The 14390-nt window shown below is 70.4% G+C and carries 14 protein-coding genes and 2 pseudogenes; 12 read left to right on the top strand and 4 right to left on the bottom strand.

Annotated features, from left to right (window positions below):
* The 3 genes and pseudogenes from V6M63_RS18610 to V6M63_RS18600 form a co-directional block, all read right to left on the bottom strand.
* Positions 1–482, bottom strand: a pseudogene (locus tag V6M63_RS18610) (helix-turn-helix domain-containing protein); the annotation flags it as partial.
* 22 nt (positions 483–504) lie between these two features.
* A complete protein-coding gene (locus V6M63_RS18605; protein WP_332744248.1) occupies positions 505–1170 on the bottom strand; it encodes a LysE family translocator in 666 nt (221 codons plus the stop codon).
* 40 nt (positions 1171–1210) lie between these two features.
* Positions 1211–1741, bottom strand: coding sequence for a hypothetical protein (locus V6M63_RS18600; RefSeq protein WP_332744247.1), 531 nt, complete (start codon positions 1739–1741; stop codon positions 1211–1213).
* Positions 1742–1998: 257 nt separating this feature from the next.
* Here V6M63_RS18600 and V6M63_RS18595 point away from each other — a divergent pair, with 257 nt between their 5' ends.
* Positions 1999–2856, top strand: coding sequence for an aldo/keto reductase (locus V6M63_RS18595; protein ID WP_442909614.1), 858 nt, complete (start codon positions 1999–2001; stop codon positions 2854–2856).
* Entirely contained in the window at positions 2853–3533 is a 681-nt protein-coding gene (locus V6M63_RS18590; RefSeq protein ID WP_332744244.1) for a DUF6064 family protein, read from the top strand. The genes V6M63_RS18595 and V6M63_RS18590 overlap by 4 nt, the downstream gene beginning before the upstream one ends.
* A 20-nt stretch (positions 3534–3553) precedes the next feature.
* Here V6M63_RS18590 and V6M63_RS18585 read toward each other — a convergent pair whose 3' ends face one another.
* The gene (locus V6M63_RS18585; RefSeq protein WP_332744242.1) at positions 3554–4222 is read right to left on the bottom strand and encodes a phosphatase PAP2 family protein; all 669 of its coding nucleotides are present in this window, start codon (positions 4220–4222) and stop codon (positions 3554–3556) included.
* A 201-nt stretch (positions 4223–4423) separates the two neighbouring features.
* On the opposite strand from V6M63_RS18585, the gene V6M63_RS18580 reads away from it, so the two are divergent.
* The 10 genes and pseudogenes from V6M63_RS18580 to V6M63_RS18535 all read left to right on the top strand — a co-directional run bounded on the left by V6M63_RS18580 (position 4424) and on the right by V6M63_RS18535 (position 14369).
* The gene (locus V6M63_RS18580; RefSeq protein WP_332744240.1) at positions 4424–4708 is read left to right on the top strand and encodes a phosphopantetheine-binding protein; all 285 of its coding nucleotides are present in this window, start codon (positions 4424–4426) and stop codon (positions 4706–4708) included.
* Between the two features lie 13 nt (positions 4709–4721).
* Complete coding sequence (locus V6M63_RS18575) at positions 4722–5384, top strand: hypothetical protein (protein ID WP_332744238.1); 663 nt, start codon at positions 4722–4724, stop codon at positions 5382–5384.
* A pseudogene (locus V6M63_RS18570) lies at positions 5381–7022 on the top strand (AMP-binding protein). Before V6M63_RS18575 ends, V6M63_RS18570 begins: the two are co-directional and overlap by 4 nt.
* Positions 7019–7924 carry an LpxL/LpxP family acyltransferase gene (locus V6M63_RS18565; RefSeq protein WP_332744236.1) on the top strand — a complete coding sequence of 302 codons (906 nt, stop codon included), beginning with the start codon at positions 7019–7021 and terminating at the stop codon, positions 7922–7924. The pseudogene V6M63_RS18570 and the gene V6M63_RS18565 overlap by 4 nt, the downstream one beginning before the upstream one ends.
* Entirely contained in the window at positions 7921–8490 is a 570-nt protein-coding gene (locus V6M63_RS18560) for a LolA-related protein (protein WP_332744235.1), read from the top strand. Before V6M63_RS18565 ends, V6M63_RS18560 begins: the two co-directional genes overlap by 4 nt.
* The gene (locus V6M63_RS18555) at positions 8487–10826 is read left to right on the top strand and encodes an MMPL family transporter (protein WP_332744233.1); all 2340 of its coding nucleotides are present in this window, start codon (positions 8487–8489) and stop codon (positions 10824–10826) included. Before V6M63_RS18560 ends, V6M63_RS18555 begins: the two co-directional genes overlap by 4 nt.
* Positions 10823–11467 (top strand): alpha/beta hydrolase, encoded by a 645-nt coding sequence (locus V6M63_RS18550; RefSeq protein ID WP_332744231.1) that lies wholly within the window; start codon positions 10823–10825, stop codon positions 11465–11467. Before V6M63_RS18555 ends, V6M63_RS18550 begins: the two co-directional genes overlap by 4 nt.
* Position 11468: 1 nt before the next feature.
* Positions 11469–12269 carry a polysaccharide deacetylase family protein gene (locus tag V6M63_RS18545; RefSeq protein WP_332744228.1) on the top strand — a complete coding sequence of 267 codons (801 nt, stop codon included), beginning with the start codon at positions 11469–11471 and terminating at the stop codon, positions 12267–12269.
* A 115-nt stretch (positions 12270–12384) separates the two neighbouring features.
* Positions 12385–13578 carry a beta-ketoacyl-[acyl-carrier-protein] synthase family protein gene (locus tag V6M63_RS18540; protein WP_332744226.1) on the top strand — a complete coding sequence of 398 codons (1194 nt, stop codon included), beginning with the start codon at positions 12385–12387 and terminating at the stop codon, positions 13576–13578.
* Entirely contained in the window at positions 13575–14369 is a 795-nt protein-coding gene (locus V6M63_RS18535; RefSeq protein ID WP_332744224.1) for a beta-ketoacyl synthase chain length factor, read from the top strand. The genes V6M63_RS18540 and V6M63_RS18535 overlap by 4 nt, the downstream gene beginning before the upstream one ends.
* The last annotated feature ends 21 nt before the right edge of the window (positions 14370–14390 follow it).

Raw genomic sequence — 14390 nt, 5'->3', positions numbered from 1 at the left:
TGCAGCGAGCGCAGCGCGAGTTCGGCCGCGACCAGCTCGGCCACCGCCGCCAGCGCGGGCGACAGGCCGCGCGCGTCGAGCTGGTCGAGCGCGCGCGCGGCTTCGGCGAGGCGGCCGAGCAGCACCAGCCGGCGCGCCGCGATGAGCCGCGCTTGCAGCGCGTTTGCGCGGTCGGCGTGCGCGTCGAGCGTGTCCGCGGCGCCCGCCAATGGGCGGGGCGAACCACCGAGGTCGCGCATGGCCAGCGCCACCTCGGCCTCGGCCACCACGCAGCGCGCGCGTGCGAGCGCCTCGTGTGTGCCGAAGCCCTGGCTGGCGCGTCGCAGCAGTTCGCGTGCGCGCGGGTGTTCGCCGAGCTGGGCCATGGCGATGCCGCGCAAAGCCAGCGCCGGTGGGTCTTCGCGCAGGGCGATGCGTTTGAGCGCGCCGAGCGCGTCGCCTCCGGCGAGTGCTCGCGCGGCAGCGGTGATCAGGGAATCCATGGGCGCAGGCTACAGCGCCGTGCTAGGGCTGCCTTGTCGACACCCGGGCGCTGGACAGGGCCGTCAACACCCCCAGGCCGATGAAGGCCCCGCCCGTGAGCCAGCGCCCTGCGCGGCGCAGGCCGCTCACGCGTTGCAAGGCCGGCGCCACGCTGCCTGCCGCCAGCGCATAGGTCGTGTCGCTGATCGCCGCGATCAGCACGAAGAGCGCGCCCAGCGTCACGCTCTGCGCCGCGTGGGACGGTGCCTGCGGTGTCATGAACTGCGGCAGGAAGGCCGCGAAGAAGATCGCGGTCTTGGGGTTGAGCAGAGCCACCAGAAAGCCATCGCGAAATATCCGGCCGATGCCATGCGGCTGGGGCTCGGGACCCTCGGCGCCCGCACCGTCGGCGGGTGCGCGCAGGGCCTGGATGCCCATGAAGACCAGGTAGGCGGCGCCGAGGTACTTGACGACGCTGAACGCCAGCGACGAGACCGCGAACAAGGCCGCGAGCCCGAGCGCGGCACCCACGGCATTGCAGAAGTTGCCCAGCGCCACGCCAGCCACCGATGCCATGCCGTGGCGCCGGCCCTGCAACAGGCTGCGCGCGACGATGTAGAACACGCCGGGGCCGGGTGTGACGGCCAGCACCGTGCTGGTGAGGATGAAGGCCCACAGCAGGGGCCAGGGGGGCAACAGGTCGTGCATCGTGGGCATCCTTCCGGGAGGTCTTCGCTGCTGAAGTGACTCACCCCGCCATCGGCAGCACATGGCCCGTGCCGAGCACCGTGCGGCCAGAGAGCAGTGCGAACCTGACCCCCGGGGTGAGATGGGCCAGCGCCAGTTCGGGGCGCAGGAACTGCACCTCCAGCGTGCAGGGCACCTCAGGCACCGGCTCCCCATGCGACGGCACCGCCAGGCGCGTGGTGAAACCTTCGGAGCCCACCACCAACGCGCCATCGAAGTAGCCCGCGCGGATCGGCCGGCTGAGCCGGGGTGTGTCGGCCGCCAGCAAGGTGAGTTCGATTCGCGCGCTGGGCGTGAACACAGTGCCAGCCGCGAAGCCCTGCGGCAGGTGTTTTGGCGTCTTCGCGCGCTGGATCAGCCACGCGATGATGTTGCCGACGATGGGCAGCCACAGCACCATCAGCATGGAACCCACATCGCGCGCCACCGAAGGCTGCGGCGCAAACCAGCGCACCAGGCCGCCGATGAGGGCGAGCACCAGCATGGCCACGGCCATGAGCTGACGGCGTGCGGAAATGGAGGATGGGGTCATCGCGGCGGTGGGCAGTGGGGGCAGGTGCTCGAGCGCGGCGCGCTTCGCGAGGCCCGCAACGGGTGGCCACCGATCTTATATGGGCGTGCTCGCGCCTTCGTCATGATGGAATTGTCTATCCGGAACTTCGTGGCCCCACGCCGCGTCCCACCGGCATGAAGACACGCGACGCCAACGCGTTCCCCCTTCCCGCACCCGGCCGACGGCGCTGGCTGGGTGGCGCACTCGGCGCGGCCGCACTGGCCTCGGCCTGGCCGATGGTGTCGAACGCCCAAGCCGCCGCTGGCAGCGTGATCACGCGTCGCATCCCCTCCAGTGGCGAAGTGCTGCCGGTGGTGGGCCTGGGCAGCTGGATCACCTTCAACGTGGGCAACGACCCCCAGGCGCGCGACGCCTGTGCCGAGGTGGTGCGCGCGTTCTTTGCCGCCGGTGGACGCGTGATCGACAGCTCGCCCATGTACGGCTCCTCGCAGCCCGTCATCGGCCATGCACTCGCGAAGCTCAAGCACCCCGCAGCCTTGTTTTCTGCCGAAAAGGTGTGGATCGGCGATGCCTCGCGTGGCGCCACGCAGATGGAGGCTTCGCGTGTTTTCTGGGGCGTGCCTCGGTTCGACCTGATGCAGGTGCACAACCTGCTCTCCTGGGAGGAACACCTGCCGCGCCTGTTCGAGATGAAGGCCAGCGGGCGTCTGCGCTACGTGGGCATCAGCAACTCCGAAGGCCGGCGTCACGCCGAGCTCGAACGCATCATGCGCACGCAGCGGCTCGACTTCGTGCAGCTCACCCACAACCTGCTCGACCGCGAGGCCGAACAGCGTCTGCTGCCGCTGGCGCAGGAGCGCGGCATCGCGGTGCTGGTGAACCGGCCGTTCCGCCAGGGCGCCTTGCTCGACCAGCTCGCGCGCCACCCGCTGCCGGGCTGGGCGGCCGATATCGGCTGCGACAGCTGGGCGCAGGTGGCGCTGAAGTTCGTGGTGTCACACCCGGGCGTGACCTGCGCCATCCCGGCCACCAGCCAGGTGGCGCACCTGCGGCAGAACATGGGCGCGGCCTTGGGCCCCCTGCCCGACGCGGCCTTGCGCATGCGCATGGCGCGAGAGGTCGCCGCGCTGTGAGCGAGTGGTGGACCTACAGCCCGGCGGACTTCCTGATGTTCGCGCCGGGCACCTACTGGCGGCTGTTCGAACTGCACAACCAGGCGCTGTGGCCGGCGCAGGTGCTGGCCGTGGCGGTGGGTCTTGCCCTGGCGTTGGGCCTGTGGCGTGGCCGCGGCGGCGCACTTCGCGCCGCCGCCATGGTGCTGGCGCTGGACTGGGCCTTCGTGGCGTGGACATTTCTCTGGCAGCGCTATGCAACGATCAACTGGGCCTCGGTCGGCTTTGCCTGGGGTTTCGGGGCCCAGGCGATCGGTCTGTTCGTCCTGGCCACGCGCCCTTCGCTGGTGCTGGCGGTCCGCCCGACCCGCCACCTCGTTGGCGTGGGGCTGGTGCTCTGGTCGGTGCTGGCGCATCCCCTGCTGGCCCCGGCGCTGGGTCGGCCGTGGGCGCAGGCCGAGGTGTTCGGGCTCGCACCCGACCCCACCGCCATCGCCACCCTGGGCGTGCTCTTGTGCGCCGATGCGGCCACACGCGCCACGCGCGTTCTGCTGGGTGTGTTGCGCGCGGGCGCATGGGTGTGGTGCGCCGTGAGCGCCGCGACCCTGGGCACCATGGGATCGGCGCAGGGCGGGGTGATGCTGGCCGCGCTGGTGGTGGCCACCGCCGTGCTGGCGTTCACCCGCGCTCGCGTGTGAAGGCCCTGCCGCTGGACCGATCAGCGCGCCAGTGCCTCGGACGGTGCCGCGCGCAGCGAGAGCCAGGCAAACACGCCGCCCACCACCGCACCGGCCAGCACATCGAGAAACACATGCTGGCGGATCGCCATCGTGGACCACAGGATGACGGCGCATTGCAGCACGCTCAGCCAGCGCAACGCCACCGGTGCACCCACCTGCACAAAGATGCGATGCAGCCACACCGCCGCGTACACGGCCGAGGCCACGTGCAGCGACGGACAGGCGTTGCCGGTGGCGTCCAGGCCTTTCATGAACGCCAGTTGGGCATGCTGCGACCAGTCGATGTCGAGCACGGGCGTCTGTGTGGGAAAGATCCAGAACAGCAGCAGGCAGAAGATGCACAGCGCCGCCGTCCAGAGGCCCTGGTGGAGCAGCGCGCGCAGGTTGGGCATCCATGCCGCGGGCAGCGACACGTACACCCACAGCGACACATAGGCCGCGAACCCCACCGGTGTGAACGGCACCCAGTCGTCGATGGCGAGCATGGGCATGGTGACCGGTTCGCCCAGCGGATGGCGCTGCACCCGGAAATAGGCCTGGAAAAACACCACCATGAACGCCATGGTGCCGAAGGCCTTGAGGTACCAGAGGTGGGTGAACCGGGACAGGAGTTGACGGGGCCAGGCGCGGTCGGGGGAGGGTGTCATGGGATGGGGTGGGTGGGCGACCGGCGACGGGCCGCGCTACTGTAGGGCACGTCCCATGCTGCCAGGGAACGCGCCGTGGCGCGCGCTGCACCCATTCATGGTGAAATCGTCGGATCCGGTCGGTGAGAGGCACGCCATCCGACGCAGCGTGCGCAGGCGCCCCGCTGATGCCCATCCCTTTTTGTTTCCCGAATGACCGACATGACCGAACCTGTTTCCCCCGCCACCGTCGACGCACTCTGGCCCGAGGTGGTTGCACTGATCATCGAAGCCCTCAACATGGAGCTGACGCCGGATGAAGTGGATCCCGACGGGCCGCTGTACGGCGACGGCATGGGACTCGATTCCATCGACATGCTCGAAATCTCGCTTGTCATCTCCAAGCGCTACGGCTTCCAGATGCGCTCGGACAACGAGGACAACGACAAGATCTTCGCTTCGCCGCGCGCCCTGACGGCCCACATTGCGAGCCAGCGCACGCAGTGAATGGTTTGAACGCATGACCGTCAGCTCGGCACTGCGAGACCTCGGGGTGCTGCTCCTGATGGCGGCCTGGGTGGTGGCGGCCCACGTGGGCACGGCCGGTTGGGGCAACGCCGACTTCAACGCCGCGGTGGCGGTGCTGCCGATCGCTGCCGCCCTGCTCATGGCGCTGTGGCGCTGGCCGGCGTGGGCGGTTCGCGCGGCGGGCGTGCTGACCATGCTCGCCCTGCTGGCCTGGCTCTGGCCTCAGGTGCGCCACAACGTCGCGCTGCTCTACTACTTGCAGCACCTGGGCATCCATGTGGCGCTGGGGGTGCTGTTCGGCAGGTCGCTGCTCGGCCCGGGTGATGCGCTCATCACGCGTCTGGCGCGGCGCATCTTTGCCCACGAGCTGTCCGAGCGCAAGGTGCGTTACACGCGCCATGTGACGCTCGCCTGGACCGTGTTCTTCTTTGTGAACGCGCTGGTGTCCACGCTGCTGTTCATCTGGGCACCAACGGCCGTCTGGTCCGTGCACGCCAACCTGCTGACCGGGCCGCTGGTGGGCGCCATGTTTCTGGTCGAGCACCTCTGGCGCATGTGTGTGCTGCCGCCGCACGAGCGCCCCGGCATCATCGATATCGTGCGCGCGTACCGGCGCGATTCGGCGCAGCGCCGCGCAGGCCCCTCGCAGCCATGAGCGCTTCGCCGTTGATCACGGGTCGCGATCTGGACGACGTGCTCGCCTGGCGCGCGCACGGCCCGGTGCGGGTGCGTGACTTTCTGGCCCACGCACGCGCGCTGGCCACCGTGCTGCCCGCGGGCGCCTGGCTGCTCAACCTTTGCGAGGACCGGTACCACTTCGCGGTGGGCTTTGCCGCCGGCCTGCTCGCGGGCAAGGTCAGCCTGCAGCCCTCGTCGCAATCACCCGAAACGCTGCGGCGCCTGGCCGAGGATCACCCCGGCACCGCCTGGCTGGCCGACAAGCCCGCCGACCTCACGGGCATCCCGGGCACCGTGTTCCCCGATCTCGACACGCGGGACCACCCCGCCGTGAACGCGATGCCGATGGTCGACGACGACCAGACCGTGGCCATCCTGTTCACCTCCGGCTCCACCGGTCTGCCGCAACCGCACGGAAAGACCTGGGGCAAGCTGGTGCAGAACGGGCAGGCGGAAGCGCTGGCCCTGGGCTTGCTGCAACGACCACAGGCCATCGTCGGTACGGTGCCCACACAGCACAGCTTCGGTTTCGAATCCACGCTGCTGGTGGCGCTGCACGGGGGTTGCCAGTTCGCCGCCGCCAAGCCGTTTTACCCGCAGGACATCGTTGACGCGCTGCAGGCCCTGCCGCGCCCGCGCATGCTGGTGACCACGCCGTTCCACCTCTCGGCCCTGCTGGCCTCGGAGCTGGCGCTGCCGCCGCTGGACCTCGTGCTCTCGGCCACCGCGCCGCTCAGCCCCGATCTGGCGCGCCGCGCCGAAGCGCGCTGCGGCGCGCCGGTGCATGAGATCTACGGCTCCACCGAGTCGTCCGCGATCGCCAGCCGCCGCACGCTCGACGGCGCGGCCTGGCACCTGTTGCCGGCGCTCCGGCTCGAACACGAGGGCGACACCACCTGGGTCAGCGGCGGCCACGTCGAAGGCCGCGTGCCGCTGGCCGATGTGATCGAGTCCTGCGCCGACGGCACATTTCTGCTGCACGGCCGCCACGCCGACCTCGTCAACATCGCGGGCAAACGCACCTCGCTGGCCTACCTCAACCACCAGATCGGCGCGCTGCCGGGTGTGCTCGACGCGGCCTTCTTCCTGCCCGACGACGCCCGCGAAGGCGACGGCGTGACGCGCCTGGCGGCCTTTGTGGTCGCACCCACCGTGGACGCACGCACCCTCATGGCCGGGCTGCGCCAGCGGCTCGACGCGATCTTTCTGCCGCGCCCGCTGGTGCTGGTGGATGCCTTGCCGCGCAACGCCACCGGCAAGCTCACGCGCCAGGCGCTGCAGGGGCTGTACGCCGAGAAGGTGGTGCATGGACACGGCTGAGTTCACCTGGGAGTTGCCGGCCGACCACCCGGCCTTTGCCGGCCATTTTCCGGCGCGACCCATCGTGCCCGGCGTGATGCTGCTCGATCACGCGCTCCTGTTGGCCGCGCAGATGCGCGGTGCGCTGCCCGGTGCTGGCTGGCAGATCGCACAGGCCAAGTTCTTCGTGCCGGTCGGGCCCTCGCAGGTGTTGCGTTTCGTTTTGCAGACCACGCCGCGCGGCGCCATCGCCTTCAGCGTGAACTGCGAAGGCCGCGAAGTGGCGGCCGGCAGCCTCGTGCCCCCGGCCCCATGACCGGCGGACCCACACCCCAGTGGATGCGTCAGCAGGAGCGCAGCCACCTGGGCGCTTTGCGGCTGATGGTCTGGATCTCGTTGCGGCTGGGGCGCCCGGCCGGGCGTGTGGTGTTGCGCGGCATCGCGCTGTACTTCCTGCTGTTCTCGCCCACGGCGCGTCGCAACGGGCGTGCCTATCTGGCGCGCGCGCTGGGCCGTCCGCCCACCTGGCGCGACGGCTACCGGCATGTGTTGAGCTTTGCGAGCACCGTGCACGACCGCATTTACCTGCTCAACGATCGCTTCGACCTGTTCGACATCCGCATCACCGGCGACAAGGCCGTGCAACAGGCACTGGACCACCAGCCGGGGGCGTTCCTGGTGGGCGCCCATCTGGGCAGCTTCGAGGTGTTGCGCGCCATGGCCCACCAGCACGCGCGCACACCGGTGGCGATGCTGATGTACGAGGACAACGCGCGCAAGATCGGCGCCATCCTGCACGCCATCAATCCGCGCGCGCAGCAGGACGTGGTGGCCCTCGGCCGACCGGACTCGATGCTGCGGGCACGCGACAAACTGGACGCGGGTTGCCTGGTGGGCATGCTGGCCGACCGGTCGCTGGCGAACGACTCCACGGCAGAATGCATGTTCCTGGGCGCGCCGGCGCGATTTCCGCTCGGGCCGTGGCGCATGGCGGCCATGCTGCGCAGGCCGGTGTTTTTCATGTCCGGTCTGTACCTCGGAGGCAACCGCTACGAGCTGCGCTTCGAACCCTTGGCGGACTTCTCGACCGTCGAGCGCGGCGACCGCGAGGCCGCGATGGCGCAGGCCATGCAGGCCTATGCCGACCGGCTCGGGGACATGTGTCGCCGGGCGCCGTACAACTGGTTCAACTTCTTCGATTTCTGGCAACGCACATGATCCAACGACTTCTCATGGGCTTCGTGCTCTGCGGCTTCACCGCCCTGGCCCACGCCGCGTTCGACATCGAGCAGCTCATGGCCGAGCTGGCGCGCAACCCCGGCGGGCACGCGAAGTTCGTTGAAAAACGCCACCTCGCGCTGCTCGACAAGCCGGTGGTGGCCACCGGCGAAATGTTCTACAACGCGCCCGACCGGCTGGAGAAGCGCACCTACACGCCCAAGGCCGAGACCATGGTGCTCTACAAGGACACGCTGAGCCTGGAGCGCGGTCGCCAAAAGATGCAGATCCAGCTCAACCAGCGGCCCGAGGTCGCCGCTTTCGTCGAGAGCATCCGCAGCACGCTGCAAGGCAACCGCGCCTCGCTGGAGCGCAACTACACGCTCCAGCTCACCGGCAACGTCGACGCCTGGGTCCTGACGCTGGTGCCGATCGAGCAGCGCATTGCCACGCTGCTGCAGCGCATCACCTTGAGCGGTGTGCGCCAGCAGGTGCTGGGCATCGAATACCTGCAGACCGACGGTGACCGCACCGAGATGACCATCGAGCCGGTGAAATCTCAATGACCCGGAGCGTCTGGCGTGCGCTGATGATCTGGCTCGCGGCGATGGCGCTGGGCGCGGTGCTGCTCTGGAACACCCGTTTCTCCGCCGACGTCTCCTTCTTCCTGCCCTCCAACCCCACGGCCGAACAATCGGTGATGGTGGACCAGCTGCGCGAGGGCGCGGTCTCGCGTCTGCTGATGGTGGCCATTGCCGGTGGCGACGCGGCGCAGCGGGCCGACGCGTCGCGCGCGTTGCGCGCCTCGCTGGCGGGCAACAAGGCCTTTGCCTCGGTGCAGAACGGCGAAGCCGAGGCGATGGACGCCACGCGCGACTTCCTGCTGGCCCACCGCTACCTGCTGAGCACCGCCGTCACGCCCGAGCGCTTCAGTGTGGAAGGTCTGCGCAGCGCGGTGAACAACAGCATCGATCTGCTCAGCTCGTCGGCCGGCCTGCTGTTCAAGCCCTTCCTCGCCCGCGACCCCACCGGTGAACTGGTGGAGCTGGTCTCGGGCCTGGGCGGCGGGGTGCAGCCCAACGAGGTGGAGGGCGTGTGGGCCTCGCGCGACGGCGAACGCGCCATGCTGCTGGTGCAGACGCACGCGCTCGGCTCCGACACCGATGGACAGTCGGCGGCCGTGGAGCTGATCCGAGAGCGTTTTGCGCAAGCCACGCAGCAGCCGGGAATGGCCGGCTTGACGATGGAGATGTCGGGCCCCGGGCTGTTTGCGGTGCGCGCGCGCGCCACCATCCAGGAAGAGGTCGCGCGCCTGTCGATCATGAGCATGGTGATCATCGCCATCCTGCTGGCCTTCGTGTACCGCCGCGCCCGCCTCATGCTGCTCACGCTGGTGCCGGTGCTCAGCGGCACGCTGGCCGCCATCGTCATGGTCGGGCTGGTGCACGGCACCGTGTTCGGCATCACGGTGGGCTTTGGCGCCGCGCTCATTGGCGAGGCGGTGGACTACGCCATCTACTACTTCGTGCAATCGGGGCGCATGGGCACGGTGTCCTGGCGCGAGCAGTACTGGCCCACCATTCGCCTGGGTGTGCTCACCTCGCTGCTGGGGTTTGGCGCGTTGCTGTTCTCGGGCTTCCCAGGCCTGGCGCAGCTCGGCCTGTACGCCATCACAGGCGTGGTCACGGCCGCGCTGGTCACGCGTTACCTGCTGCCGCACCTGGCGGGCCCCGGGGTGCATCTGGCCGATGGCGCGCGCCTGGGCCGCCTGCTGCGCCCGCTGGTGGCGCACGCCAGCGTGCTGCGCTGGCCTTTGCTGGCGGTGGTGCTGGTGGCCGGCGTGTACCTGGCCCAGCACCGCAACGACCTCTGGTACCCCAATCTGTCGGCCCTGTCCACGGTCACCGAGGCCGAAGGCGAGCTGGACGCCCGCCTGCGCGCCGACCTCGGGGCGCCCGACGCGCGCTACATGGCGGTGATCACCGCACCCGACCGCGAGAGCGCACTGCAGGCGGCCGAGCGCGCCGGCGAGCCGCTGCGCCGGCTGGTCGAGCAGGGGCTCATCGGCGGCTTTGATTCGCCCGCGCGTTTCCTGCCGAGCGAGGCCATGCAGAACGCGCGGCGCGCCAGCCTGCCGCCGCCCGACGAACTTGGTGCGCGCCTGCGGATCGCGCTGGCCGATGCGCCGCTGTCGGCCGATCGGTTGCAGCCGTTCCTGGACGACGTGCAGGCCGCGCGCAGCGCCCCCAACCTCACCCGCAAAGATCTGGACGGCACGGGCCTGGGCCTGGCGGTGGACGCGCTGCTGCTGCAACGTCCGCAGGGCTGGAGCGTGTTGTTGCCGCTGCGTCCGGCGCCGGCTGCCGCGGGTGCCGACATCCCGGTCGAGGCGGTGCGGGCCGCGCTGGCCGGCAGCGGCGCGATCTTCATCGACCTCAAAGGCGAGTTCGACACGCTTTACGGCGAGTACATCGACGAGGCCGTCCTGCTCTCGCTGGCGGGTTTCCTCGCCATCTTTGTGGTGCTGGCCTTCGTGCTGCGCAGCCCGCGACGGCTCGCCGGCGTGATGCTGCCATTGGTGATGGCGGTGATGGTGGTGGTGGCCGGCCTGCACGCTGGTGGCGTGCGCCTGCACCTGTTGCACCTGGTGGGCGTGCTGCTCACGGTGGCGGTGGGCTCCAACTACGCGCTGTTCTTCGACCGCCTCGCGCTCGGCGAAACGCTGGACGACGAAACCCTGCTGTCCATCGGCGTGGCCAGCACCACCACCGCGATCGGCTTCGGCGTGCTGGCCTTTTCCTCGGTGCCCGTGCTGCAGGCCATCGGCGTGACGGTGGGGCCGGGCGCGGTGCTGGCGCTGGTGCTGTCGGCGGCGTTCGCGGTGAGAAAGCCCACGCCGTGACCACCCCGCTGCGCACCGTCGGCACGCTGGGCGCAGCGCCGCAGCTGCTCGTGATGCTGCCCGGCGTGGCCATGCGCCCCGAAGACATCTTCGACGCCGGTTGTGCCCGTGCCATCGAGCAGCGCGGCCTGCCGCTGGACCTGCTGGCGGTCGACATCAGCGGGGTCGGCCTCGATGCCGTGCACACCTGGGACGCCCTGCAGAAAGACATCCTCACCCCGGCGCGCATGCGCGGCGCGCGCGTGTGGCTGGGCGGCATCTCGTTGGGCGGCATGGTGGCCATGGCGCACCTGGCCGCGCGGCCCGGCGTGGCCGACGGCCTGTGCCTGCTCGCGCCCTATCCGGGCAGCCTGCCCAGCGTCAACGTCGTCGAACGCGCCGGGGGTCCGGACCCATGGCAACCCAGCGAGGCAGACCTGCGCGACCCCGAGCTGCGCGTCTGGCAATGGCTCAAGCGCCCGCCACCCGACTTGCCGGTGTTCATCGGCCACGGCACCGAAGACCGTTTCGCCGCGCGCATCCAGCGCGTGGCCGAGCGTTTCCCGCCCGCGTCGCGCCACACCGTCGCGGGAGGGCACGACTGGTCGGCCTGGCTGCCGCTGTGGGAGCGTTTCCTGGATGCCGGCCACTTCTCCCGCTGACATGTCGCGCTGGACCCCGGCCCCCTTTCTGAGCGCGAGCGCCGCCGTGCACGGCGCGGCCGCGCTCGGCGCGCTGGCCGTGCCCACCGCCTGGCCCTGGGCCGTGGGCGCGCTGGTGGCCAACCATGTGCTGCTGGCCGGCGCCGGGCTGTTGCCGCGCGCCACGCTGCTCGGCCCCAACCTGATCCGCCTGCCCGAGGCCGCCGCGCGGCGGCGCGAGATCGCGCTCACCATCGACGACGGACCCGACCCCGAGGTCACGCCGCGTGTGCTGGACCTGCTTGACGCCGCGAATGTCAAAGCCAGCTTCTTCTGCATCGGCCGCATCGCGCAGCTGCACCCCGCGCTGTGCCGCGCCATCGTGCAACGCGGCCACCGCGTGGAGAACCACGGGTATGCACACAGCAACGCCTTCTCGCTGTTGGGTCCCGGGGCGATGCGGCGCGACATCGTGCGCGCGCAGACCACCCTGAGCGACATCACGGGTGAGGCGCCAGCGTTCTTCCGTGCCACCGCCGGTCTGCGCAACCCCTTCCTCGATCCCGTGCTGCACGGCCTGGACCTGAAGCTCGCCACCTGGACGCGCCGCGCCTACGACACCCGCACCGGTGATGCCGAGCGCGTGTTCCAGCGCCTCGCGCAGCACCTCGGCCCGGGCGACATCGTGCTGATGCACGACGGCCACTGCGCGCGTACGCCCGCCGGTGTGCCGGTGGTGCTCTCGGTGCTGCCGCGCTTGCTGCAGACCATTGCCGAGCGCCAACTGCATCCCGTCACCCTGGCCCAGGCCCTGTCCCCATGAGCGGACGCCAACCCTTTGTCAACGTGATGCTGGTGTGTCAGGTGCCGCACGGAGCGGCGCCGATGAACGTGCCACCATCTGAGACAATGCCCGACCCCGTTTCCTCCCTCCTCACGTGAAGCCCCTGCTGCTGTCAGCCACCACCGTCACCACCTGCCTGGGCGTGGGGCTCGATGCCCACCGTGCGGCCGTGCGCGACAACCGCAGTGGACTGCAGCCCTGTGCTTTCGAGACCGTGGACCTGCCCACGTGGGTCGGCGAGGTCGCGGGGGTGGACGATCACTCTTTGCCGACGGCGCTGAGCGCCTACAACTGCCGCAACCACCGCCTGGCCCTGCTCGCGCTCAGGGCCGACGGCTTCGAGGATCGCGTGCGCGCCGCGGTCGCGAAGCACGGCGCGGGGCGCGTGGGTGTCTTCATGGGCACCAGCACCTCCGGCATCCTGCAGACCGAGCTGGCCTACCGCGAGCGCGATCCGGTCACCGGCGCCTTGCCCGTGTCGTTCAGTTACGGCACCACGCACAACCCCTACGCGCTCAGCGAGCTGCTGCGCCAGCATCTGGGCATCACCGGCATGGCCGCCACGATTTCCACCGCGTGTTCGTCCAGCGCCAAGGTGTTTGCCGCGGCGGCGCGCCAGCTCGAGCTGGGCACGATCGACGCGGCGCTGGTCGGCGGTGTCGACTCGCTGTGCCTCACCACCTTGTACGGTTTCGCTTCGCTCGAGCTCGCCTCCCGTGAGCCTTGCCGGCCGTATGACGCTGGCCGCAACGGCATCTCGATCGGCGAGGGTGCGGCGTACGCACTGCTCGAACGCGCCGACGCCGCGCCCACTGACGCCGTGTGGCTGCTGGGTGCTGGCGAGTCGAGCGACGCGCACCACATGTCCGCACCCCACCCCGAGGGCCTGGGCGCGCGGATGGCGATGCAGGCCGCCTTGCGCTCGGCATCGCTGAGCCCGGACGCCATCGACTACATCAACCTGCATGGCACAGCCACGCCGGCCAACGACAGCGCCGAGGGCCTGGCCGTGGCCGCCGTGTTCGGTGAGCGTGTGGCCTGTTCGTCCACCAAGGGGGCCACCGGTCACACCCTGGGCGCAGCCGGTGCGGTCGAGGCCGTGCTGTGCGCGATCGCCCTGGTCGACGGCTTCGTGCCCGGCAGCCCCGGCACACGCGCGCTCGATCCCGCGATCCCCATGAACTACCAGCTGCGTGGCGCTGCGGCACCGTTGCGCCACGCGCTCACCAACTCCTTCGGCTTTGGCGGCAGCAACTGCAGCCTGGTGTTCGGCAGAGGTGCGGCATGAGCTCACCCTTGAGGGCCTGGATCACCGGCGTGGGCCTCATCGCGCCCGGCCTGCCCGACTGGCCGAGCGCGCGCGCCGTGCTGCGCGGCGAGCAGGCCTGGGTGTCGGCGCCTTCGCTGCTGCCGGCGCCGGCGATCCTGCCACCGGCCGAGCGCCGCCGCGCCAGCCGCGTGATCAAGCTCACCCTGGGCATCGGCCTGGAGGCCGCGGCCGGCGCGGAGGTGTCCACCCTCGCCACCGTGTTCAGCTCCTCGGGGTCGGACGGCCACAACTGCCACGCGCTGTGCGAACAACTGGCCAGCGACGACCGCCACGTCTCGCCCACGCGTTTTCACAACTCGGTGCACAACGCGCCCGCCGGTTACTGGGGCATCGCCACGAAGTCGATGGCGCCTTGTCAGGTGATGTGCGCCTTCGACGGCAGCTTTGGCGCCGGCCTGCTGGATGCGCTGGGTCAGGTCGAGCTGGACCGGCAAGCCACGCTGCTGCTGGCCTACGACAGCGAGTACCCCGAGCCGCTGTTCGCCAAGCGCCCGGTGCCCGACTGCGCCGGTGTTGCACTGCGACTGGAGCCCGCGCCCTCGGCGCAGGCGCTGGCACGCATCACGGTGCGGACCACCGAGGCGCCCGCGCCGCCCTGGAGCCACCCCGCGCTGGAACCCTTGCGCGCGGCCATTCCCGCGCTGCGCGCGTTGCCGCTGCTCGAACGCCTGGCGCAGGGCGGGGCCGGTGAGGTGTGCCTGGACTACCTGCCCGGCCTGCAGCTCGCGGTGCGGGTCGAACCGGTATGAGCGCCGCGCCGGGCCGTTCCC

Source organism: Hydrogenophaga sp. (genome assembly GCF_036675665.1).
In the GTDB taxonomy this organism is placed as follows: Bacteria; Pseudomonadota; Gammaproteobacteria; order Burkholderiales; family Burkholderiaceae_C; genus Hydrogenophaga.
Note: the sequence above shows the minus strand (reverse complement) of the source record. Positions and strands in the feature narration are given on the sequence as shown.

What these genes read in the sequence shown, in the direction of transcription:
- V6M63_RS18605 (WP_332744248.1), bottom strand. Translation starts at nt 1,170, where the DNA reads ATGCACGACCTGTTGCCCCCCTGGCCCCTGCTGTGGGCCTTCATCCTC.
- V6M63_RS18600 (WP_332744247.1), bottom strand. Translation starts at nt 1,741, where the DNA reads ATGACCCCATCCTCCATTTCCGCACGCCGTCAGCTCATGGCCGTGGCC.
- V6M63_RS18595 (WP_442909614.1), top strand. Translation starts at nt 1,999, where the DNA reads ATGGTGTCGAACGCCCAAGCCGCCGCTGGCAGCGTGATCACGCGTCGC.
- V6M63_RS18585 (WP_332744242.1), bottom strand. Translation starts at nt 4,222, where the DNA reads ATGACACCCTCCCCCGACCGCGCCTGGCCCCGTCAACTCCTGTCCCGG.
- V6M63_RS18580 (WP_332744240.1), top strand. Translation starts at nt 4,424, where the DNA reads ATGACCGAACCTGTTTCCCCCGCCACCGTCGACGCACTCTGGCCCGAG.
- V6M63_RS18575 (WP_332744238.1), top strand. Translation starts at nt 4,722, where the DNA reads ATGACCGTCAGCTCGGCACTGCGAGACCTCGGGGTGCTGCTCCTGATG.
- V6M63_RS18565 (WP_332744236.1), top strand. Translation starts at nt 7,019, where the DNA reads ATGACCGGCGGACCCACACCCCAGTGGATGCGTCAGCAGGAGCGCAGC.
- V6M63_RS18560 (WP_332744235.1), top strand. Translation starts at nt 7,921, where the DNA reads ATGATCCAACGACTTCTCATGGGCTTCGTGCTCTGCGGCTTCACCGCC.
- V6M63_RS18555 (WP_332744233.1), top strand. Translation starts at nt 8,487, where the DNA reads ATGACCCGGAGCGTCTGGCGTGCGCTGATGATCTGGCTCGCGGCGATG.
- V6M63_RS18545 (WP_332744228.1), top strand. Translation starts at nt 11,469, where the DNA reads ATGTCGCGCTGGACCCCGGCCCCCTTTCTGAGCGCGAGCGCCGCCGTG.
- V6M63_RS18535 (WP_332744224.1), top strand. Translation starts at nt 13,575, where the DNA reads ATGAGCTCACCCTTGAGGGCCTGGATCACCGGCGTGGGCCTCATCGCG.